This window comes from Pseudarthrobacter sp. W1I19 (assembly GCF_030817835.1).
In the GTDB taxonomy this organism is placed as follows: Bacteria; Actinomycetota; Actinomycetes; order Actinomycetales; family Micrococcaceae; genus Arthrobacter.
In genome coordinates this window covers 1049881-1070535 of record NZ_JAUSZR010000001.1, presented here as the reverse complement: position 1 = coordinate 1070535, position 20655 = coordinate 1049881, and the positions used below count along the sequence as shown (strand labels likewise).

Annotated in this window: 22 protein-coding genes, 1 tRNA gene and 1 pseudogene; 13 read left to right on the top strand and 11 right to left on the bottom strand. The window is 60.9% G+C overall.

Annotated features, from left to right (window positions below; genetic code table 11):
• Positions 1–25 precede the first annotated feature (25 nt).
• Together QF038_RS04980 and QF038_RS04975 are read left to right on the top strand one after the other, a co-directional pair.
• A complete protein-coding gene (locus QF038_RS04980; RefSeq protein ID WP_307609175.1) occupies positions 26–757 on the top strand; it encodes a potassium channel family protein in 732 nt (243 codons plus the stop codon).
• A 357-nt stretch (positions 758–1114) separates the two neighbouring features.
• On the top strand, positions 1115–2131 hold the full coding sequence (locus tag QF038_RS04975) for a LysM domain-containing protein (RefSeq protein WP_307609174.1): 1017 nt from the start codon (positions 1115–1117) through the stop codon (positions 2129–2131).
• Between the two features lie 141 nt (positions 2132–2272).
• On the opposite strand, the gene QF038_RS04970 is transcribed toward QF038_RS04975, so the two are convergent.
• The 3 genes from QF038_RS04970 to QF038_RS04960 all read right to left on the bottom strand — a co-directional run bounded on the left by QF038_RS04970 (position 2273) and on the right by QF038_RS04960 (position 3856).
• Positions 2273–2704 (bottom strand): CBS domain-containing protein, encoded by a 432-nt coding sequence (locus tag QF038_RS04970; RefSeq protein WP_307609173.1) that lies wholly within the window; start codon positions 2702–2704, stop codon positions 2273–2275.
• Positions 2705–3339: 635 nt separating this feature from the next.
• Positions 3340–3421, bottom strand: a tRNA-Tyr gene (locus QF038_RS04965).
• A gap of 180 nt (positions 3422–3601) precedes the next feature.
• Positions 3602–3856 carry a hypothetical protein gene (locus QF038_RS04960; RefSeq protein ID WP_307613406.1) on the bottom strand — a complete coding sequence of 85 codons (255 nt, stop codon included), beginning with the start codon at positions 3854–3856 and terminating at the stop codon, positions 3602–3604.
• 185 nt (positions 3857–4041) lie between these two features.
• On the opposite strand from QF038_RS04960, the gene QF038_RS04955 reads away from it, so the two are divergent.
• Complete coding sequence (locus QF038_RS04955; RefSeq protein WP_050054209.1) at positions 4042–4533, top strand: YajQ family cyclic di-GMP-binding protein; 492 nt, start codon at positions 4042–4044, stop codon at positions 4531–4533.
• A gap of 19 nt (positions 4534–4552) precedes the next feature.
• Here QF038_RS04955 and QF038_RS22295 read toward each other — a convergent pair whose 3' ends face one another.
• The gene (locus tag QF038_RS22295) at positions 4553–5188 is read right to left on the bottom strand and encodes a site-specific integrase (protein WP_373461516.1); all 636 of its coding nucleotides are present in this window, start codon (positions 5186–5188) and stop codon (positions 4553–4555) included.
• Between the two features lie 447 nt (positions 5189–5635).
• Positions 5636–6112, bottom strand: a complete 477-nt coding sequence (locus tag QF038_RS04945; protein WP_307609171.1) for a helix-turn-helix transcriptional regulator — start codon at positions 6110–6112, stop codon at positions 5636–5638.
• Between the two features lie 258 nt (positions 6113–6370).
• Here QF038_RS04945 and QF038_RS04940 point away from each other — a divergent pair, with 258 nt between their 5' ends.
• From QF038_RS04940 to QF038_RS04920, 6 genes are all read left to right on the top strand, one after another.
• Positions 6371–6574, top strand: a complete 204-nt coding sequence (locus QF038_RS04940; RefSeq protein WP_307609170.1) for a hypothetical protein — start codon at positions 6371–6373, stop codon at positions 6572–6574.
• Between the two features lie 169 nt (positions 6575–6743).
• Positions 6744–6995 carry a hypothetical protein gene (locus tag QF038_RS04935; protein WP_307609169.1) on the top strand — a complete coding sequence of 84 codons (252 nt, stop codon included), beginning with the start codon at positions 6744–6746 and terminating at the stop codon, positions 6993–6995.
• Entirely contained in the window at positions 6996–7217 is a 222-nt protein-coding gene (locus tag QF038_RS04930) for a hypothetical protein (protein ID WP_307609168.1), read from the top strand.
• 74 nt (positions 7218–7291) lie between these two features.
• Complete coding sequence (locus QF038_RS04925) at positions 7292–7450, top strand: hypothetical protein (protein WP_307609167.1); 159 nt, start codon at positions 7292–7294, stop codon at positions 7448–7450.
• Entirely contained in the window at positions 7447–7968 is a 522-nt protein-coding gene (locus QF038_RS22290) for a helix-turn-helix domain-containing protein (RefSeq protein ID WP_373461515.1), read from the top strand. The genes QF038_RS04925 and QF038_RS22290 overlap by 4 nt, the downstream gene beginning before the upstream one ends.
• Entirely contained in the window at positions 7883–8452 is a 570-nt protein-coding gene (locus QF038_RS04920; RefSeq protein WP_307609166.1) for a hypothetical protein, read from the top strand. The genes QF038_RS22290 and QF038_RS04920 overlap by 86 nt, the downstream gene beginning before the upstream one ends.
• Before the next feature lie 44 nt (positions 8453–8496).
• On the opposite strand, the gene QF038_RS04915 is transcribed toward QF038_RS04920, so the two are convergent.
• Entirely contained in the window at positions 8497–9120 is a 624-nt protein-coding gene (locus QF038_RS04915; RefSeq protein ID WP_307609165.1) for a pentapeptide repeat-containing protein, read from the bottom strand.
• Between the two features lie 964 nt (positions 9121–10084).
• Here QF038_RS04915 and QF038_RS04910 point away from each other — a divergent pair.
• Positions 10085–10951 carry a S1 family peptidase gene (locus QF038_RS04910; protein ID WP_307609164.1) on the top strand — a complete coding sequence of 289 codons (867 nt, stop codon included), beginning with the start codon at positions 10085–10087 and terminating at the stop codon, positions 10949–10951.
• A 101-nt stretch (positions 10952–11052) separates the two neighbouring features.
• Here the strand turns inward: QF038_RS04910 and QF038_RS04905 are convergent.
• Positions 11053–11241 (bottom strand): annotated as a pseudogene (locus QF038_RS04905) (helix-turn-helix domain-containing protein); the annotation flags it as partial.
• Between the two features lie 1184 nt (positions 11242–12425).
• Between QF038_RS04905 and QF038_RS04900 the strand changes: the two are divergent.
• Positions 12426–15524 (top strand): phage tail tape measure protein, encoded by a 3099-nt coding sequence (locus QF038_RS04900; protein ID WP_307609163.1) that lies wholly within the window; start codon positions 12426–12428, stop codon positions 15522–15524.
• 98 nt (positions 15525–15622) lie between these two features.
• The gene (locus QF038_RS04895; RefSeq protein WP_307609162.1) at positions 15623–15961 is read left to right on the top strand and encodes a hypothetical protein; all 339 of its coding nucleotides are present in this window, start codon (positions 15623–15625) and stop codon (positions 15959–15961) included.
• A gap of 21 nt (positions 15962–15982) precedes the next feature.
• Here QF038_RS04895 and QF038_RS04890 read toward each other — a convergent pair whose 3' ends face one another.
• The 4 genes from QF038_RS04890 to QF038_RS04875 all read right to left on the bottom strand — a co-directional run bounded on the left by QF038_RS04890 (position 15983) and on the right by QF038_RS04875 (position 20074).
• Positions 15983–16813, bottom strand: coding sequence for a hypothetical protein (locus QF038_RS04890; RefSeq protein ID WP_307609161.1), 831 nt, complete (start codon positions 16811–16813; stop codon positions 15983–15985).
• Between the two features lie 240 nt (positions 16814–17053).
• Entirely contained in the window at positions 17054–17599 is a 546-nt protein-coding gene (locus QF038_RS04885; protein ID WP_307609160.1) for a hypothetical protein, read from the bottom strand.
• Positions 17600–17899: 300 nt separating this feature from the next.
• Positions 17900–18769, bottom strand: coding sequence for a zinc metalloprotease HtpX (gene htpX / locus QF038_RS04880; RefSeq protein WP_307609159.1), 870 nt, complete (start codon positions 18767–18769; stop codon positions 17900–17902).
• A gap of 33 nt (positions 18770–18802) precedes the next feature.
• Positions 18803–20074, bottom strand: coding sequence for an MFS transporter (locus QF038_RS04875; protein ID WP_307609158.1), 1272 nt, complete (start codon positions 20072–20074; stop codon positions 18803–18805).
• A gap of 95 nt (positions 20075–20169) precedes the next feature.
• On the opposite strand from QF038_RS04875, the gene QF038_RS04870 reads away from it, so the two are divergent.
• A complete protein-coding gene (locus QF038_RS04870) occupies positions 20170–20655 on the top strand; it encodes a Fur family transcriptional regulator (protein ID WP_307609157.1) in 486 nt (161 codons plus the stop codon).

Below are 20655 nucleotides of genomic sequence, written 5' to 3'. Positions count from 1 at the left end.
TCGGCGTCCACGTAGGATTTCCTGCATGACGCAACAACGCTACCGGGACCTGGCGGACTGGCCGCTCACCATGACGGCGCTGGTCTTCCTGGCAGCGTATGCGTCGCAGGTCATCGGGCGCATTGAGGGCAGCGCGGCCTTCTGGCTGGAGGCCATTATGTGGGCCACGTGGGGTATCTTCGCCGTGGACTACGTGGCCAACCTCTGGCTCGCCGCCGACCGGGGCAGCTGGTTCGTCCGGAACCTGCATGAGCTGCTGATTGTGGCCCTGCCATTCTTCCGCCCCCTTCGCCTGCTCCGGCTGGTGACGCTGTTGTCCGTCCTCCACCGGACGCTGGGCGACACCCTCCGGGGACGCGTGGTCACGTACGTAGTTGGATCGGCCACCATGCTCGTGTTTGTGGGCGCCCTCGCTGTCCTGGACGTGGAGCAGTCTGCGCCGGACGCGAAGATCCTGACGTTCGGCGATGCCCTGTGGTGGGCCATTACCACCATCACCACCGTGGGCTACGGGGATATGTACCCGGTAACGCCTCTCGGCCGGATGGTAGCTGCAGCCCTCATGATGAGCGGCATCGCTGTTCTTGGTGTGGTGACGGCCTCCATTGCATCCTGGCTGGTCCAGCGGGTGGAGGACACCGCCGAAGCGGCGGCCGAAGCCGAGGAGCCGGTGCGGGCCGAAATGGCGGAACTAGTCACGGAAATCGCTTTGCTGCGCCGGGAGATCGCGGAGCTGAAAGGCCGGCAAAGCCGGTAGCATCCCGGCCCGGAGCAGCAGGTAGTACGCAGGAACGATTTTGAGTATCCGGGACCGCACTCCCAAGTACCGGCCCAAAATATTCGGGTAATCCCTACTGGTGCCTGCGCCCTCCCGGACTTCCTAGACTCGGGATTCCTAGGACCGAACATGTGCTGGCCTGTTCACCGGGTGGCTTCCGGATGGCAGTGCCTTCTCGCGGAGCTTCCGTATTTTCTGGGTATGCGGACGCCTCCATCATGCGCCGGCGGCGGCCTGGCCTAAGGCTGGGCCGCCGGTGCGTCACACCTCGATCCGTCCTGCCCCGCTCCCTGCGTCCGCAGCAGCCCGGCCGGACCGCACCTCGATGGGCTACCCATGAACCAGCCATACTTCTCTACTCCCGACGGTCCGAGCCGTAGTTTCGCCACCGACGTCCCCCGCTCCGACCTGACGGCCGGCCGCCCCACCATCAGCAACAAGCTGTGGGCGGGGATGGCCACCGCCGCCGTTGTGGCGGCGGTGGGAGTGGGGGCGCTTGCTGCTCCCGTCACCCTCGCTCCGGCAGGTACGACGGCGGCGGCTCCCATTGCCGAGGCGGTTTCCCAAGCGCAGGGCCCGCAGGCCGATGCTGCCGGTTCCGGTGCCGCGGAATCTGTCCAGGCGCCCGCAGAGGCGCCGGCAGCGGCACCAGCCGAGGCGCCCGCTGCTGCCGCGCCTGCCGCGGAAGCGCCGGCGGAGGCAGCACCGCCGCCACCCGCCGTCGAGCCCGCGCCCGCTCCTGAACCGGCGCCCGCACCGGCCGCCGACGGAAACCAGTACACCGTGGTTCCTGGCGATACCGTCGGTGCAATTGCCGGGCGGTTCGGGGTGGACATGAACGCCATGCTTGCCGCGAACGGGCTGGGCCAGTACAGCATCATCGTCCCGGGCCAGACACTGGTCCTGACGGGTCCGGCCGTTGCCGCACCGGCCCCGGCACCTGCTGCTGCTCCTGTTCCTGCTTCGGCCCCCGCACCGGCACCGGCAGCCGCTCCGGCGCCCGCCCCGGTCGCGGCCGCTCCTGCCGTCCGGACCATTTACGTTGCCGGCGCAGGCGGCCAGTCCATGGTTGACGCCTGCATCGGGCCTATCCACTTCACCCCCAACGACGGCTACTCGCTCTTCATCACCGAACATGATTTCTGCGGCGGCTGGGCCCGCTTCTCCGGAATCGGCGTGGGTGAGACGGTGAGCATCCCGGGCTACGGAACCTACACGGCGACGGCTCGCGGGCAGGTACCCAACCCGGGGACCACCAATGACGTCATCAACGTGTTTGGCGGCTTCCCCCGGGCCATCCTGCAGACCTGCATCCCGGGAACCAGCCAAATGCTCCTGATTGCACTGAACTGACACCTGCCAGCCCGGGCGCATCCCAAGCTTGTCCGCGGCTCCTAACCTTCAGGGCAGGGAGCTGCGGACAAGGCCAGGATGTGGCATCAAGAAACGCCACGGAGGGACCTCCGTGGCGTTGGTTGATAAAGAATTACCGGGTTAAGCGTTCATCCGTTTGCGTTCGGAGATGTGCTCCACCAGCTCGCCCACGCGCTGCTCGGAGTAATTGCGGGCGATGTCTCCCTGGCTCAGGATCCCCACCAGCTTGTGGTCGGCGATGACAGGAAGCCGGCGGACCTGGTGGGTTTCCATCATGTCGATGGCCTCATCAACGTTTGCATCGGCGTCGATCCAGTAGGGCCGGCCCGAGGCGAGGTCGCGGGCCATCATTTCGCGCGGATCGCGGCCTGCAGCCACGCACTTGAGCACGATGTCACGGTCGGTGATCATGCCCCTCAACTTGCCGTCGTCACCGCAGATCGGCAACGATCCGCAGTCAAGGTCCAGCATCATCCGGGCAGCATCTGCGAGGGACTGGTTTTCCTTAATACACTGCGCGTCCGTAGTCATGAATTCACGTACGGCACTCATTGATCCTCCTTTATCGATTCTTTGATCGACGCAGGGCATCGGGCACTTGCGCCGATGGTGCCAGACTACGCCCGTGCCACTGACATGTCGACGGCGGTTTTGCCGCCTTTGCCGGCCAGCTCCGGCACCTGGGTTATAGGACAAAACGTGTGTATGGAAAGGGCCTGCTTCCCAGTAAAGGCGCGGGAAATCGGCGATGGCAAGACTATTGACGCTGAAGGTGGCTGGGGTGCTTGCGGAGCTGCAGGTTGCGCGCTCTTGCGGGCCCTCCCTCCCAACGCCCCATCAGCACCTGCCGTTTTCCCTGCAACCCTCCATCAGCTCCTGCCGCTACTGGCGCGTTGCCCCATCACTTCCAGATCAATATCGAGGGCCGTACTTCCGCGGCCCGAGCATCGATAACTCCTGTTCTCCCAAGCGTGATGGAGGGTTTCAGTATTTTGATCAGGGGGTGATGGAGGGTTGCCCGATTGGGTGCAGGAGCTGATGAAGGGTTGCCCGATTGGGTGCAGGAGCTGATGGGCGTTCTCCGGGCGCCGCTAGCCCCGCTAAGCCCGCTAAGCCTGGCACCCGGCACCGGCGTGAAGACACGAAAAAGCCTCCGGAACCTGTGGTTCCGGAGGCTTTTCCTTGGGTGGCAGATGAGGGATTCGAACCCCCGTAGGCGTTGCCAGCTGATTTACAGTCAGCCCCCTTTGGCCGCTCGGGTAATCTGCCGAACTTCAAAAGAAGTACCCGAAGATGCAGTCTGCAGAGCGTCCGTTTCCGAGCCGTTCCGCTTCCAGTAACCGCGGGCAAGACAACTTTACAGAACTTCCGCCGAAGAATCGAATCGGCGCTCCGAAGCCCGGAACAGCGCGGATTTCCCGCCCTCGGAGGCGGTCCTTAAGCCTGCTGTCAGGCCTCGCCCAGAATCCTTCCGGCCAGCTTCGCCTCGAACTTCACGGCCTGCTCTTCGGTGATCTGGTTCAACTGCACCGCCCGGAGCAGGTCCTCCCGAACGCCGTCCATGCGGGAGGACGCATCCGCCACCGGGCTGAACATGATGGACGCTGCCACCGCCGCTGCCGCAACCGAGGTTGCTGCCGTTGCAACCGCCCCGGCTGCCGCTGATGTGGTTCGTGTGACGTAGTGGACAGCTTTGCGGTGCATGGTGTTCCTTTCGAGCAGTTCCAACTCCTTCAACTCTGCCCGGACCTCCTTCGTTCCCCCGGGATGTCCGCTGAGAGGGAACTGTGAAATACGGCTCCCCCTCATCAGCGACATCCGTATTAGGCTGGAATGCAGCGATCCCGGCCCTGTCCGCGGACAAGGCCCCCACCAGCACAAGGAGAGTCATGGCAGGCGAGTCAACGTTCGACGTCGTAAGCAAAGTGGACAAGCAGGAAGTGGCCAACGCGCTCAACCAGGCACAGAAGGAACTGGCCCAGCGCTACGACTTCAAAGGCGTCGGTGCAGAGGTGGACTTCAGCGGCGAGAAGATCCTCATGAAGGCAAACTCCGAAGAGCGCGTCCTGGCGGTACTGGACGTGCTCCAGTCCAAGCTGATCCGCCGCGGCATCTCATTGAAGTCCCTGGACACCGGCGAACCCTACGCCTCGGGCAAGGAGTTCCGCCTCGAGGCTTCCATTAAGGAAGGCATCGCGCAGGACCTGGCCAAGAAGATCAACAAACTGATCCGCGACGAAGCCCCCAAGTCAGTGAAGTCCCAGATCCAGGGCGACGAACTGCGGGTTACGTCCAAGTCGCGCGACGACCTGCAGGCCACCATGGCACTCTTGAAGGACTTCGACGAGGCCGACCTGCAGTTTGTGAACTTCCGCAGCTAGCAGCCGTTTTTCCGCGTACTTACTGGGATGCTTTCCGGATAGTCCGCGGATAGTCCGCAGAATTGTCGAGGACCGCAGCGATCAGCATTGATCCTGCGGTCCTCGTTTTGTCTTCAGCGATGGGCCAGAGGTGGCTGTAGGTATTCAGAGTTATTGAAGGCGTTGCGTGACCAACGGCCCGTTGCACTGTCACAACGTCGCACCCCTCAGCTATGAGCCCCGAGACGAAAAAATGACGGAGATCATGCAGGGTGAACGCTCCTATGCCCGCGGCTTCCCGAACCTGCCGCCAACGGTCGGCAGCGGAGTTGCGATTGAAGTACGTTCCCCCGGCGCCGAACAGCCATTTCTCCCGACCGAAGACGCCCGTGGTTTCGACATGACGGGCGAGGACCTGAAGGAGTTCGTCCGCGGCATAAACGCACCTCTCGGAACCATGCTTAGGTGGAACGACTTCGGCGCTTGCTTTTGTATTGCCCTGGATCTGCCGCGAGACGCTGATGGTGCGCCGAAGGAAGTCCACATCAGCCAACTGCAACCCGGCGGCCTCGCCCAAACGTAAGCCAGCGAAGGCGCAAACGGCGATGTACGGGGCAAACCATTCCGGGGCGACATCTAGGGCGGCTTTGACTTGTTCGGGTGCTGGGATGGTCATCGCGGCTTCGCGGCGCCGCTTACGGGGCAGCTTCGCCCCCGCGCAGGGGTTCTCCGCGATGACCTTATCCGTGACAGCAGCCCGAAACGCGGAACTAACCAGGTTGTAATAGACAGCCACGGTGGCCGGCGCCAACCTGACGGACAGGCCCTTCACCCATGCCTGAACATGGGACGGCAGGATCGCCCGAATCGGGGACTCCCGGAAGGTCGCAGCGGCTAGAGCTTGTTCGGCCTTGAGTTTCGTACCGGTGGCCCAAACCTGGGCAGCCGCCCATTGCTCAAACCACTGAAGGTGATTTTCCCGGCCTTGGGATCCACGTACCTGCCAGTTACCACCGAAGCAGTGACTTCATCCAGCCACCGCTGAGCATCTATTTTTCTCGGGAAGTGTCTGGCGTGTTCCTTGCCCGCATCGTCACGGTATCGGGCCCGCCAAGAACCGTTGTCACGCTTCTGGATCGACGCCATGCGGACCCTCCAAGGCCTCGGCGATCAGGGAAGCCGCCGACCAGTTCTGCATGTGGCTAGCCGGGACAACCATCGCAGCCACGTCTTCCCATAAGCCCAGGCGCTCCCACTGTTCCCGTGGGATTCTCTCCACGTCGTCCATCAGGGTCTTGAGTATGAAATTGACCTCGTTCATCTCCTCAAGTTGCGCCCAGATACGTCTTCTGGCCAGTCGCATCAATCCGATGTTGTTGGCTAGAGACTCTAGAATTTCGGATTCCGGAGGCGCCATCATAAGTCCAACTTGGCTCTCTAGCACCTTCGCAAGAGCGCGGGCTTCCGCCAACCGAACCGGACGCTGGCCCTTCTCTATGCGGCTAATCGTTGTCTGATGGAATCCGTCCCATCCGTCTGCTGCCATGCGCCGCGCAAGCTCCCCTTGTGACCAGCCTTTAGCCTCACGAAGGCGTTGCACGTTCTCTACAAACTGAGCCTCTTCGGCTTGATGTACCTGCTGCTGGCCGATGAGTAGCTACGGGAAAGTACTTACAGTTCAACGCTTCGGCAGGATGCTCGTACAAGCCTTCAAGATTCACTCCACACGGCAGGGCGACTCGAAGCGTGGGTATTTCCGCCACCAGTTCGAAACCCCGTTCCGTCGGATGAATCTAACCCCCCTTGCACGAACCGACGTGACTGACGGAACCGGCGAACCGACGGCTTGGGAGGCGGCATGACGGACGCGGAACTTGCTGAGTACTGGAAGCACCAAACCATCCACTACCGGAACCTTGCCGCCACCTATCTACAGCAGCTTTTAGCGCTGAAGAACACTCCTGAACGGCACTACGGCAAGACGACACTGCACCGCGATCCGACGGGTACGGCGGCAGTCAATGCAGTTGAAAAAGAACGTAAGAACAGGAAGGCAAGCTAGTGCCCTACGACTACTCCCCCAAAGTCCTACAGCAGTGGGACTGGCCCGCACAGGCCGAAACGTACCGACTCAAGTTTGAGCACGCGCAGCAGGAAGCCACGCACTGGATGCGTAGAGCCAATACCGCGGAGGCTCAGCTCGCCATGTATCAAGCCCGCGAGCGGGCAGCATGACCCCGGAAGACACCGCCATTGCCCTGCTCCGGGCCACTCTTGAGGCGCCCGGCACTGTAACTGACACCGTCCTGATCGAGGCTGTCATGGTGTCGGAGGATCCACAGCAGCATCACTTGGACACTACTAAATCGCTCATGCGGTTCTGCGCCGGCCTGCTCAACCTCATGGGAGGCAACCGACCACAGGTCGCCCTCAACATCCTCGAATCCATCGAATCCGCGTACAAGACCCAGGGAAGGGACTAAATGTTCGACAGCAAGCGCGCCCACTACAACCGAAACATCATCGACGGCGAAACACTGACAACGCGGGCAGCGTTCCTCAACGGTCCGGACGGAAAAGAACCAGGCGTGGCGATCTTCTCCGACACCATCCTCCGCTATGTCCTCCGGGAGGATCACGCGATTGCATTCTGTAACGCCATCGTGGACTCGCTGGACGAGCACCGGACTGGCGGCAGCCAGTGAGCGGCTCGGGAGATAGGGCTGGCCGGCTGGCCGTTGAGCTACTGAAGGGTGTCGAGGCTTACGATGCCCGTGCAGTGACCAAGGCTCTTAATCGGATCATCCCGAGGAATGCACAGTGGGTCATCGCATCACTGGCTGTCATCGCGTTGGTAAACCTCAAGCGGCAGCACGGCGAGGACTGGCCCCAACACGTCATTCCTTCCCTCGTGACCTATGACAGGGAGGCTCCGTGACGGCCCCCAGGCGCCCGCCAGAGGCCTACGTTCACGGCGTTGCGGCTCCGGTTGTGGTGGTCCCCGCTAGGGTCTGTGCGTGGCTTGAACGGCACGCCAGGCTTAACCAGGTGCGCATCGAGAACCGTGGAGCTGACGCAGAGGTTGACGCCGTCCTAGTGGCACTCAGGCTGGCTGCCCTTACCTGGCGGTCTACCGCAACCGGAAGCCCTGTAGCGGTAAAACCGGAAGCAACCGCAGACTTAAATCAATGGCTCAGCACCACACAAGCCGCCGACATTCTCTACATCACAGACCGGGCTGTACGCCTCGCAATCAGCGAGAATCGCCTACCAGCCACGCAAGTTAACGGACGCTACCGGATACGCCGGGAAGACGTGCAACACTTCGCGCAGCCAAAGCGGCCCAAGCAGCATAAGGAAAAACCGAACCATGAGTTTCAGCGAAACCCCCGATGGCCGCCGCGCCGCACAGATCCAGGACAACTACGCCGAGGCGCTCAAGCGGATCCGATCTGACAACAACCTCACCCCCGAGGGCAAGAAGGAGAAGATCGCCGCCGAGTACAACAGTGCTTCCGCGGCCCTCGGTGCGATCAAGGACTCCGAAAATTCAGCCAAGACACTCCGAACCCACGTCCTGCGACGCGACCTGTTCGGCAACACAACCACCGCTGACGCCCTGACCGCCATCAGCTTCCGCGACGCGCAGGACCGCGTCGGATCCCTCGGACAGTTCGACCAGGAGAAGGCACTCAAGCTCCTCGACCAGGCCGAAATATCCGGCGACACGGTAATGGTCAAAGCCCTCATGCAGCGGGCCATTGAACTTTCCTGGAACGAGGTAGCCAACAGCCACGCCGAAAACCACCCCTTCTACGGCGACAAGCTGAAAGAACTCCTGTCCCTCCAGACACCCAAGGGGATCTTCTCAAACCAGGACGCGTGGGAGCGCGGGGTCTCCCTCAACCTTCAGAAGCCCGAAGAACTCGGCTGGGGATAAAGATGTAGCGGCTCCGTAACCAAAGCGTTGATCACGGAGCCGCTTTAGCCTAAGTCCAACTTTCTATTGCATATCGGGTCTTCTGGCGGCGGCTGGAACCCTTCCGGCCACTTCGTTTTCTCGTCGTAACAGACAGTTTCACCTGCATCATTGACGACAATCGCCTTCTCGATATTTCTGACCCTGAAATCCGCACCCGACAATTCGGCGCCAAGAAGATTCACGCCGTCCACGTCGGCGTCCGAGAAAGTTGCGGAGTTGAACCACCCACTTGAAAGATCTGCCCCTGCCAGATCGGCGTTGTTGAAATATGTGAATCTAAGCCTGGAACCACGGAAGTTCGCCCTCGTCATCTCCGCCCCCGCAAGGTCACTTCCTGAAAGATCTACACCCTCGGCGAAAACCTCGCTGAGGTCACTGTTGGAAAGGTCCGCTCTAACCAATTGAAGTCCTGCAAGGTTTTGGCCTGCTAGGTCCATTTCTGCAAATGGTCTCGGAAGGAGTTCAGCAGAAGATCTATCCCGAACGAATCTTAGATTTTCTTGCCGGCCCTCCCTAACAGATCGAAGGTCCTCTTGACTCGCTTCCCGATCCGACCGCTGGTCATCGAAATAGACCGACCCGGCCATTGAGGCGGCTGCTACGACGGCACCGGACACCAGGCCCACGACCAGATCGTGGCGCCAGGACGGTCGCCCATTAGCTGCCGCACTACGGGCTGACCTTGACCTGATGAACGGTCGCCGTATCGGTGTCCTCATGGCTCTGACAGTACGACAGCAGCTTTCAACCGAATGAAACCAACACGAACGTAGCCCCGCTTATGGCGGGTTTTTTCATACCTAAATTCAAAACGAATAGGAAAACACTGTGCCTCAGACTACATGGAATAAGGGTATTGTCCCGGCTGGGACTGACCCGTATAACGAGATCCCGGACACGAAGAAAGCCGTTGAGTCTTTGAATGCGATCGTGCCGGTTGCTAACGGGGCTGAGCGTGACGCGCTCGCCCCGACTGGCGGTAAGTATGTGGGGATGACGGTTTCCCGGGCCGACCTTAGCGGGATTCTGGAGACGTGGGATGGGTTGGCGTGGATCCGTCAAGCGCAGACCGGCTCCCCCGTCACGTCTGATGCGAACTGGTCTTTCAACGGCGGGCTGTCCCGTCAGGTAGGCGCGGACCGTAACCACGTAACCATGTCGGTGAGGCTGTCCAGGGCTGGCGGGTCATTCACGCTCAGCACCACGTATCTACTCATTTGCCCGCTTGTCCCGCTTGGGTGGCGTCCACCGCTCCCGGCATTCGCGAGCGTCAACCTGCACGCCGCAGGAGGCGTGTACAAGGCGACACTTCCAGCGGCCATCAGTGCAACTGGTGACCTGCTGTTACAGACCTCGTCGGGGTCAGTGACCGTCAACACCGGAGATTACTTTCATCTCTGCGCCGACTGGCCCTACTAACCACAGCAGGAGAGCGCGCACCCTGCTTGAACAAGGCTTGCAGGGCGTGACGTTGTGCCCGTAGCTACATAACCACGGCTACGGGCACAACAAGCCAAATTAGGTAGGGGGACAATGCCCCGAAAGTACTAGATTAACGCCACCGGATGGCCCCGATGAAAGGCAAGACCAGTGAAACGTTCACAAAAACGGTTAGCGCTCCTCCTGGCGGCAACACTCACACTCACCATCACCAGCGCCTTGCCGGCAACAGCAATCACCGGTGGCGAACCCGACGGAAACCGACACCCCAACGTCGCCCTGATAGTCTCCTACGGCACGGACGCTGAGCACCCGGAGCCTGGACGGTACAGGTGCTCAGCGACCCTGGTCTCGCCAACCGTCCTGATAACAGCAGGGCACTGCACCGATCCGGGCATAGGGGTAACGGCAGTTACTTTCGCATCCGTCATCGCAGAGGAACCTCCCTCCCTGTTGCCGGAGGCCAAGGATCCCAGCGTCGGATACACCCCGAAAGAACTCGAAGCGGCAGGCTTTCTGTGGGGAACGCCGGAAACTCACCCCGACTACTCGGATTTCACCGACCTCAAAAATTGGAACGACGTTGGAATCGTGCGTCTCAACAAACCGGTGACTGGCGTCGAGCCCGCCGAACTCGTCCCGGAGGGATACCTAGAGCAGTTCCGTTCACCCATTCTAAACAAAACGCTTTTCGAGCTCGTCGGGTACGGCACGGAGGTGCGTAAACCCGAAGCGGGGCCGCAGAAGCCGGAACCGATGGATTACCCGCTGATCCGCCGCTACACGACAGCGCCCGGTCAGAAGCTCACCCCGCAGGTACTCCAGTTTCAGGGCAACCCTAACGACAACCGGGGAGGTGGTGGAAGCTGCTTCGGAGACTCCGGCGGACCCGCCTTCCTTAACGGCTACCTCGTAGCAGTTTCAAGCTACGGCTTCACCGCGAACTGCCGTTACATTGACGGGTACCAGCGCGTAGACATCCCTATCGTGCAGGACTGGTTGGATCAGTACCTGTAAACACGCATTGCCGTAGAAGCACAGCCCGAAAGGTCCCGCAGTTCGCTCGAACTGTTGGGGCCTTTCCCTTGCACCCAAGTCCCGCCCGCTGGTAGTAACCCCTATCCCACAGGATCCCCATCAGCTAGGTCGCCTGCTGCTATCCGTTCAGCCGTGACGCGATACGCCTGCTCGATGTAGTCCTCGACATCCTTAGAAGCGATACGCCAGATGCCGCGGCCACCGATCTGCAACGCCCGCAACTCACCAGACTTGATCAACTGCCGAACAGTCGGGACACCAATGGCTAGCTCCTCAGCTACCTAGCTGACCGTCAAGAACATCGGGCGCTTCAGCCTCTCATCATCAGTCACTGCATCACCCTAACGCAGCAACGAAGAGGTGAAAGGGCTTCAGCGACTACCACGAATAGTGCGTCTGCTTGGGCACTGAGGATCGCTGCAAACCCAGCTCGAACCAGCAAGCCGAGCGAAGCGGCTACTACCTTGCCTGTGCGCCCTGGTAATCGCGGGTTCGCGCCTCATCGGCTTACCGCACACCTTGCATGTCTCCTGATCATCATCACGATGCTCATCCATACATCCAGTATCCAACCAACAATCAGACCCAGGGGCAGGACCCCCCGACCCTCAAAAAGAAACCCCGCTGGGGACAGGCACCATATCTTCCCGCATCCGAAACGATAGGCCCTTGAGGGGCTGTGTGCCCTGTCGGGGCGTTATTTTGCCCGGTTAGCAACCGGCGTGAACTAGTTATTTTGTAGGCCCCGCTAGGGGCATTTCCGGTTAATTGAAAGGTTGTTTTATGGCTACGCCGAGAGGTTCGAAATCCGCTGGTAAGAGGCTGTGGGATGTCACCACGGATGAATTTGAGTTGGCTGACCATGAACTGGCGCTGCTGGAGGAAGCCTGCCGGGTCCGTGACCGGATTGTGGAGCTTGACGCTGCGGTTGTCTCTGACGGTCTGATGATCGGCAGTTCTCAGGGTGCCAGGTTGCACCCAGCGGTGGCTGAGAGCAGGCAGCAGCGGCTATCGCTCGCCCGTTTGTTGGCAACGTTGCAGATCCCTGGCCTTACTGATGATGATTTGCCGGCTGCTCGCGGTGTCCGCGGCGTGTATGGGGGCCGCCGTGGTTAGGCGTAGGCGGAAAGTTGCCGGCGCGGTACTTGGGATCCCTGCTGAATTAACCACTTTCGTCCCTGCTGATTGGCCTGGCAAGTCTGAGTATCAGCGCTGGGCGGCATGGTCTGAGGCGCGTTATTCGTGGGCGGATGAGAACCTGCCGGGCGGGTACGAGGATATGCCCGAGTGGGACGGCGATGTGCCGGATCAGCCTTGGGATGAGATCAAGCACCTCATCTAGCGCCCTCCGAACTCATAACTGAATAGCAACACCTGTTAGCCCGCCATCGTGCGGGCTTTTTTGTACCAAAAATCAGGCGGCAGTCCTTGCCCTTGGTTATTGCAAATCGTAATGGAAGTGATGGTAATCATGGCGGAACGCCGTGTAAGCGTGAAGTTCAGCGCTGAGATCCACAATTTTAAGGCCGCCATGGCGGAGGCCTCGGCCGCGACGCAGAAGGTCAAGAAGGTATCGGAGGAGGCAAGCGCCGGCGCCGATACGCACCTTGGCAGGCTGGTTCAGTCTGCGCACAAGAACCGCGAGGCTTGGGACACTGCCGGCACTTCGATGCTTGGCTTCGGCACCGCGGCTGTAGGTGGTTTGGAGCTCGCTGGCAAGGCGGCGATGGACTGGGAAAGCGCCTGGGCAGGTGTTACCAAGACTGTTGACGGCACGCCTAAGCAGATGGACGAACTTGAATCATCGCTGAGGGGCTTGGCTAAAACCCTGCCTGCGACGCACGAGGAAATCGCTGGTGTCGCAGAAGCAGCCGGGCAGCTCGGTGTGAAGCGCCAGGATGTCGTGGGCTTCACGGAAACCATGATTGCCCTCGGTGAGACGACAAACCTTTCCGCTGACGAGGCAGCAACCGCGATCGCCCAAATCTCGAACGTCATGGGAACCATGCAGCGCGAAGGCTCAGGAGGTGTCGAACGCTTCGGCGCTACTCTCGTGGCCCTTGGCAACGCGGGCGCTTCTACTGAGGCTGAGATTGTTAGCATGGCCAAGCGTATTGCTGGTGCTGGAAAGCTCGTTGGTGCTTCTGAATCTGACGTGCTCGCCCTGGCGAACGCTATGGCGTCGGTTGGTATTGAGGCTGAGCTTGGCGGCGGTGTCATCTCCCGCGTGATGCAGCGCATGTACGGCGATGTGAAGACTGGGGGCGAAGGGCTCGATAATCTCGCAAAGGTTGCCGGGGTTTCGTCCAAGGACTTCGCTGCTGCTTTTGAGACTGACCCTGTTCGCGCCGTTGACATGATGGTTCAGGGCCTGAATAAGGTCAAGGAATCTGGCGGCAACGTCATCGACACCATGGCTAACCTGGGCATCAAGGGCACTGAGGAAACGGGCGTTATCCTTCGCCTGGCGGGCGCTGGTGGGCTGCTGGCGGACTCTCTGAAGCTCGGGGATGAGGCATGGGCTTCTAACTCCGCGCTCGCTGAGGAGGCCGCTAAGCGGTACGAAACGACCGAGGCGAAAGTTCAGATTGCTTGGAACAACATCAAAGACGCAGCTATCGAAGCTGGCGCCGTACTCCTGCCGATCATCTCAGGCGTTGCTGAGGGCGCTGCTGGTGTTGCTCAGGCGTTCGGTTCACTCCCTGCCCCTGTCCAGGGCGCACTGTCCGTGCTTGGTGGGGTTGCTGGTGTTGCTGCTCTTGGTGCCGGCGCGTTCCTTACGCTGACGCCGCGGATCCTGGACAGCATGAACGCTTTCAAGACCTTGGCGCCGGAAGGCAGTAAGGCGGCCGGTGCTTTGGGCAAGGTGGGTAAGGCCGCTGGTTTGGCTTCTGGGGCGTTCATTGGTTTCGAGGCGATCAAGGGGCTTCACAACTCGATGCAGCCCGCTACGGCCTCGGTGGAGGAGTTTACGCAGGCGCTGGTGGGTCTGGATAAGAGTAAGAGCTCGCTTGATTCGATCTTCTCGGAGGTTGGGGCTAAGGAGTTCGAGGGAAGTATCTCCACTGTGGGCGAGTCGCTGGACAAGCTGATCAACCAGGATTTCAACAGCGCCCTTGAGTCCTTCGGTGCAAGCCTTGGGATCAATAACGGCATGGCTAAGCTCGCTGATGGGATCAGTAAAGCGGATCAGGCTCTGGCATCGGCTGCTTCCAGCGGCAATATGGATTTGGCGGCTAAGGGTTTCAAGTCCATTGCTGACTCTGCGGAGAATCAGGGCATCAGTTTGGAGACTGTGGGTGAGCGGTTCCCGGAGTATCTTGATTCGTTGCGGAAGATGGCGAGTGATTCGAACGTCGCGTTGACGGATCAGGAGCTTTTGAACTGGGCTCTTGGGGAGACGCCGGCCAAGATGGAAGCCGCCGCTGCTGGTGGGGATAAGGCTGCGGCGGCCATCAAGGGAACGGGGGAGGCTGCGGAGGTCGCCGCGGAGCAGGCAGAGGCTATCGAGAAAGCACTAGATGAGGTCGGTCTGGCGGCTGACGGTTCGGTGTCTGATATTGAGAGGTGGACGCAGGTCCTTTTCAATGCTGGTCTGTTGTCGTTGTCTGCTTCGGATGCTCAGATTCAGTATCAGGCTGCTATTGATGCGGTGACTGAGTCTGTGAAGAAGAACGGCACGACGCTGGACATCAACACGGAGCAGGGTCGCGCCAACCAGTCCGCCTACAACGGACTCGCGCAGTCTGCGATGGCTGCGATGACGGCTACTGCTGCTGAGACGCTGGCCACGCAGGGCAGCGCCGCCGCGCAGGCCGAACTGCAGAAGAACCTGTGGACCTCGTATAACGACCTGATCCGTGCAGCCGGGCAGTTGGGCATCACGGGCGACGCGGCCGACGCTATGGCCCGTAAGGCGCTTGGTATCCCCAACGAGGTACCCATCGACACTTGGGTCAACGACAAAGCGTCAAGCGAGTTGGACAAGATCAAGGGTAAGGCTGACAACCTGGACGGCAGGCAGGTGTTCATGGACGTCTGGGCCACCACCCACGAGACCACTCTCAAGAAGACTATTGAGGACCCGGGCGGTATGGGTTCTGGTGTTGGTGGTAGGGAGAACGGTTCGCTGCGTGGTGGCCTTGCTACTGGTGGCCGGGTTCCTGGTTATGCGGACGGCGGGCAGTTGCCTACGTCCGGGCCGGGTACCGCTGTAACTGACGGTTTCCTAGGGATCGATCCTATGGGCATGCCGAAAGTTCGTGTGGATGCTGGCGAGTGGATTGTTAACCGCGGCTCGTCAGACCGCTATAACCGTGAGCTTGCTGCGATCAACGCGGGCACGTTCCCGAAGTTGCCGGGTTATGCGAATGGTGGGCGGGAGTACAGGGCTCAGTCGTTCGCTGCGCCTGCTTTCAACGTGGGCGCTCCAGAGGTTCGCGTGTTCATCGGTAACGAACAGATAGACGCACGCATCGAAGTTGTAGCCGGTGGCGTCACCGATGCGAAGCTAGGCTCAGTGACTCGCACCGCGAACGGACGCGCCCGCTAACACCTGGGAAGCCCCCGTCAGTCATTACCGCCGGCGGGGGCTTCTGCGGCCCTGCTTTGTAGGTTAATGTCAGAAGACTTATTCAAATTGGGGGAAATATGCGCAAACTTGTAGCGCCCGCGGTTCTGTTGACCGTGCTAGTGACGGGCTGCTCGCAGTCGTTCAAGGACACCGATCCCGCGGGCTACGAAGCTTGCACGATGCTGGACAAGGCTCGGGATAAAGCCACGGACACCAAAGCAGCTATGAACATGATCCTTTTCGACATTGGAGCAAAGGCAGTCGAGGCTGAAACTGAGAGTATAAGAAACGGCGTCGAGGATTCGCCTTTGATTTCGAAGCTCAGCGAGACGCCCGCCTATTCCATAAAGGACTCGTTGGCCCAAACCTGCCGTGGCCTGGGGGTGTCCGTTCGGGAAGTGACTAAGTCGCCATAGGCGTCAGCCTGGAATGCGCTCCTAGAATCGGGGGAAGTCCTTAAGGACAGATCCATCGGCCGCAACTACTCTTACCGACCGCCCATATTTCTTGCTAAATTGTGAGATTCTCTTTGCCAGCGTAGCTGTAACAGGCCCGTGCGATACCTGCAGCTCAATGCCACCTCTGGCGTGAGTGGTGGCTCCGATAACGCTCGTGCCAGAGTCGTAAGTTGCCTGGATCAGCTCATCGACAATCGTGTCAGTGTCTACGGGAAGAGGCTCACGACTAAATTCGGCAATTGCACCTAGGTTGGACACTTGCCCCATAAGAAGATCCAGCTTGGCCTCTAAGGGGCTCTCGGAGGGTAAACGTTCTGCTGCCCGCTTGGTCAAGCCGAAATGGCCCCATAGGGCGTTGTTGTCAGGGGTGTTTTCCTTGGTGTTTTTGAGGTGCTGAGCGATACCCTGCCTATCGTCATCGATAGTCCAAGGATGAAGCGCGGAGTTATAGGTATGGGTGTTCACTATGGCTGTGTCAAAGGGAAGCTTGTCTGTGTGGTTGTCCCGAACTAGGGCGACTGGCCTGTCCAGTGCAGTCCGGATACCAAGCTCGAAAAAAACGTTTGGGTTATGGGAACTAATATCGCAAAGGACCATGTCGGCTGTCTCAAGGTACTTGATGATCTGCCCCTGGATTACGTCGCCTCCGGTCATGACGGGCTTTATCGGGATGAACCCGGCAGCCTTAACGGCCGGCACGAAAAGATGTTCGAGTGTGTGAATGAAATGGTCAGCGTCGCCGTGATATTTCACCCTGGATTCTTCCGATGTAGTTAAAGGCATCGCTATAAAACACGTAGGTTCAGACATGCGGTTAGCGTAGCCGATTGTCTGCTGATTGGATGTCGTAGCTGCCGACTACCCTCGCCGTCATGGTGAAGTTTGACCTGGATGGTTTCAACGCGATGATGGGCCCGGATAGAGGCTGATGAGGTATCGAGCCCTTACGAGGATGTGGAGCCGGATTACGAGTACATGCCGGCGTCGTGGTGCGGCTGTCACTGCCACTCGCGGTAACCCTTGAGAAGTTGATCGGCCTCTACCCAAGGCCTAAAGCATGGCGTAAAGGCGCGGGAGCAGTCCTTCCATGCGTTCCGCCCCTTTGTCACTGAGCCATTCGTTATTGGGTAGCTCAAAGGTGGAACCATTGGTGAATTTGAGCGCAACCTCATGATGTTTGGTTGCTATACCATCTCCAGGGAGCTCGCCTGGCCTCAGGTCTACCTCGATACTGGCTAGCCCTTTTAAGCCTAAAGTCCGTGTTAGTTCACGATCCAGTTCCTTTTCGGCCCCGCGGATCCATCCCCAGGCATTGACGATGAGTTGTTGGGTCACAACTGTGAGGTCGTACAAGTAGGGATAGTCGGCGCCGGATGTGGCGCCCTCCGGTGAAGGGGTCACATCTAGGGAAACGCCACCGACGCAGAGCAAGGGGCTCTGGCTACCAATGGTGGACCCCAATTCCGTCAGCGCCTGCCGAGTAGGGTCCGCGAGACCCTTATCGGCAACATCCGTAGCCCAGTATTTGTTGTCAGCCGCGAAGTGCTCCATGAGTGCATCGGTCGTTGTCTGTAAGCCGGTCTGCATCCTGGTCACGCTACCGCCCTCGTCGTTGTTCGTCCACGGAACGGAGCTATCAGTCCGCAGAAAGTCCGCAAGAGGTCCAGAAAAGGCCCATCACGAGCCATCATGATCAACCCTGAGATTGCCGCCATCTAGCCGTTAGCAGCACCACTCAACTTGAATCAATCGCCGACCTGCAGTTTGTGAACTTCCGCAGCTAGCAGCCCCCGCCGTCGACTTTCGGCGCGCAAAAGTTCTGCCGCCACACCAAGAGGCTGGCGCACCCTGAATATGGGCAGCGCCAACCTCTATGCGTGTCGCGGGAACCTGGGGTCAGCGCAGCGGCCTTCCAGCCATCTGTTCCAGCCTCGAGATCCGGTCCCGCATGGGCGGGTGCGTGGCGAACAGCTTGTTCATCGCCCCGCCCCGGAACGGATTTGCGATCATCAGGTGCGAGGCGTTGACCAGCCGCTGGTCCTGCGGCAGCGGCGCAATGCTGACGCCGCGCTCAATTTTGGCCAGGGCTGAGGCGAGCGCCAGCGGATCGCCGGTCAGCCCGGAACCGTCCTCGTCGGCGTCGTACTCCCTGGTGCGGGAGATGGCCATCTGGATCAGCGACGCCGCGAAGGGCGCGAGCAGGGCCATGGCGAGCATTGCCAGGGGGTTCGAGTTCCGCCGGTCGCCGCCGCCAAAAAACAGCAGCATCTGGCCCACCGACGTAATAATCCCGGCCACGGCGGCTGCAACGGACGAGGTGAGGATGTCGCGGTTGTAAACATGCATGAGTTCGTGCCCCAGGACGCCCCGGAGTTCGCGGGCATCCAGGAGCTGCAGGATTCCCTCGGTGCAGCAGACGGCCGCATTCCGGGGGTTCCGGCCGGTGGCGAAGGCGTTGGGGTTCATGGTGGGCGAGACGAAGATCCGCGGCATCGGCTGGTTGGCGCGCACGGACAGCTCACGGACAATCTGGTACAGCTGCGGAGCCTGCGCCTCGGTGACCGGGTAGGCCTGCATGGACCGGATGGCGATCTTGTCGCTGTTCCAGTAGCCGTAGGCTGTGGTGGCGACGCCGAGCAACGCCATAATCCAGATAGGAGCCGAGCTGCGGGTGCTGGCGCCAATGAGGGCTCCGAGGCCCAGCAGCACCGCCCACAGCACGCCGAAAAGCGCCGCCGTCTTCAGGCCGTTGTAGTGTTTGTGCACGTTTCCTCCTCGCTCATCTATGGGAACGGCTTCCTAGGGAGCCGGGTTCCGCGCGTCGTATTTTTGGAATCCCGGCTGCAGCCTCGCCGCCAGCCACGCCCCCATGATGCACAGCAGCCCGCCAATCAGCAGGACCCAGCCCTCGGCCACGACTTTGGTGGCGCCGCCAGCCAGGAGATCGCCGATCCTGGGCCCGCCCGCCACCACCACGATGAACACGCCCTGGAGCCGGCCGCGGAGGTGGTCCGGCGCGGCGGCCTGCAGGATGGTGTTGCGGAAGACGCTGCTGATCGAGTCGGCAATTCCGGCCAGTGCGCAGCACAGTGCAGCCGGAAGCAGCCAGAAGGTAACCTCCCCGTCCGGGGAGCGGCCGGCGAGCACCGCCACCATGCCAAACGCGGCGATGGACGCACCCCACCCCATTACCGAGAACACCACCGCGCTCCCCTGCCACCGGACAGCACCCAGCGGACCCGAGAACAACCCGGCCAGGAACGCTCCCACCGCTGTTGAGGCCAGCAGTACACCCACGGTTGCTTCCCCGCCGCCGATCATCACAGCGCCAATGGCCGGCATGAGCGCGCGCGGCTGGGCGAGGATCATGGCCACCAGGTCGATCACGAACGTCATGCGCAGGTTGGGACGGGTGCCCAGGAACCGAAACCCCTCGATGACCGAGCGGACGCCTGGCCTGCCGGGGCTTCCCGACGGCGGCAGGGGCGGCAGCCGGTAGACGGCCCACAGCACCAGAGCGAAGCTGGCGAAGTCGATGGTGTAGGTCCAGCCAAATCCCACCCACGCCACCAGCACCCCGGCCAGCAGGGGGCCGGCAGTCATGGCCAGCCCGAAGGACATCATGCTCAGGGCGTTCGCCGCGGGCAGGAGTTCCTGGCGGATCAGCATGGGAAGGATGGCGCTGCGGGCAGGCTGGTTGATAGCTTGCGCGCCGCTTTGCACCGCCACCAGGAGATAGAGGACCCAGACGTTGCCCAGGTGCAGCCAGGACTGCAGGGCGATCAGCCCGGTGCTCAGCCACATGACCGTGCTGGCCAGCAGCGCCACGCGGCGCCGGTCGTGGGAGTCGGCGATGGATCCACCCAGGAGCCCGCCGATCACCAGGGGCACCAGCGCGAAGACGGCCAGCAGTCCCACATAGAAGCTGTCCTGGGTCAGGCGGTAGATCTCCAGGCTCACTGCCACCAGGGTGAGCTGGCTTCCGACGGCGGAAACGGCCGAGCCCAGCCAGAGCCGGCGGAAGTCGCGGCTCTCCTTGAGCGGCGTGACATCAGCAAGCAGTTTCCCCACCCTGTAACCCTAGTATCGCCGGGGCCGCGGGCCCTCCACGCAAAGTTAGCCAAGCCTTATTGTGAGAAACTCAGAATAAGTGTTTCAATGGAGCCATGACGGAGCACTTTGACGGCCAGGAGGCATGGGCTGGCGCCCTGCGCGCCCACGGCCGGAGGGTGACCAAACAGCGGCTGGCGGTTCTCGCCGCCGTCGAACGCCATCCCCACTCCCCCGCCGAGAGCATCCTGGCTGCCGCCCGCGCCGAGCTCCCCGAACTGACAGCCCAGTCCGTTTACGTGGTGCTGGGGGACCTGACGGACCTGCACATGCTGCGCCGCTTCGAGCCGCCGCACTCCCCTGCACTGTATGAAACCCGCGTTGGCGACAACCACCATCACGCCATCTGCATCAGCTGCGGCCGCGTTGAGGACGTGGACTGCGCCGTGGGGCACGCGCCCTGCCTCACGCCCCACTGGGATGAGAACGCCAAGCCGATGACCATCCAGATCGCCGATGTGATGTACCAGGGCATCTGCCAGGACTGCCAGCAGTCCCAACAACTTCCTTCCAATCGTCCCTCAGAAGAAACACAGAAATAG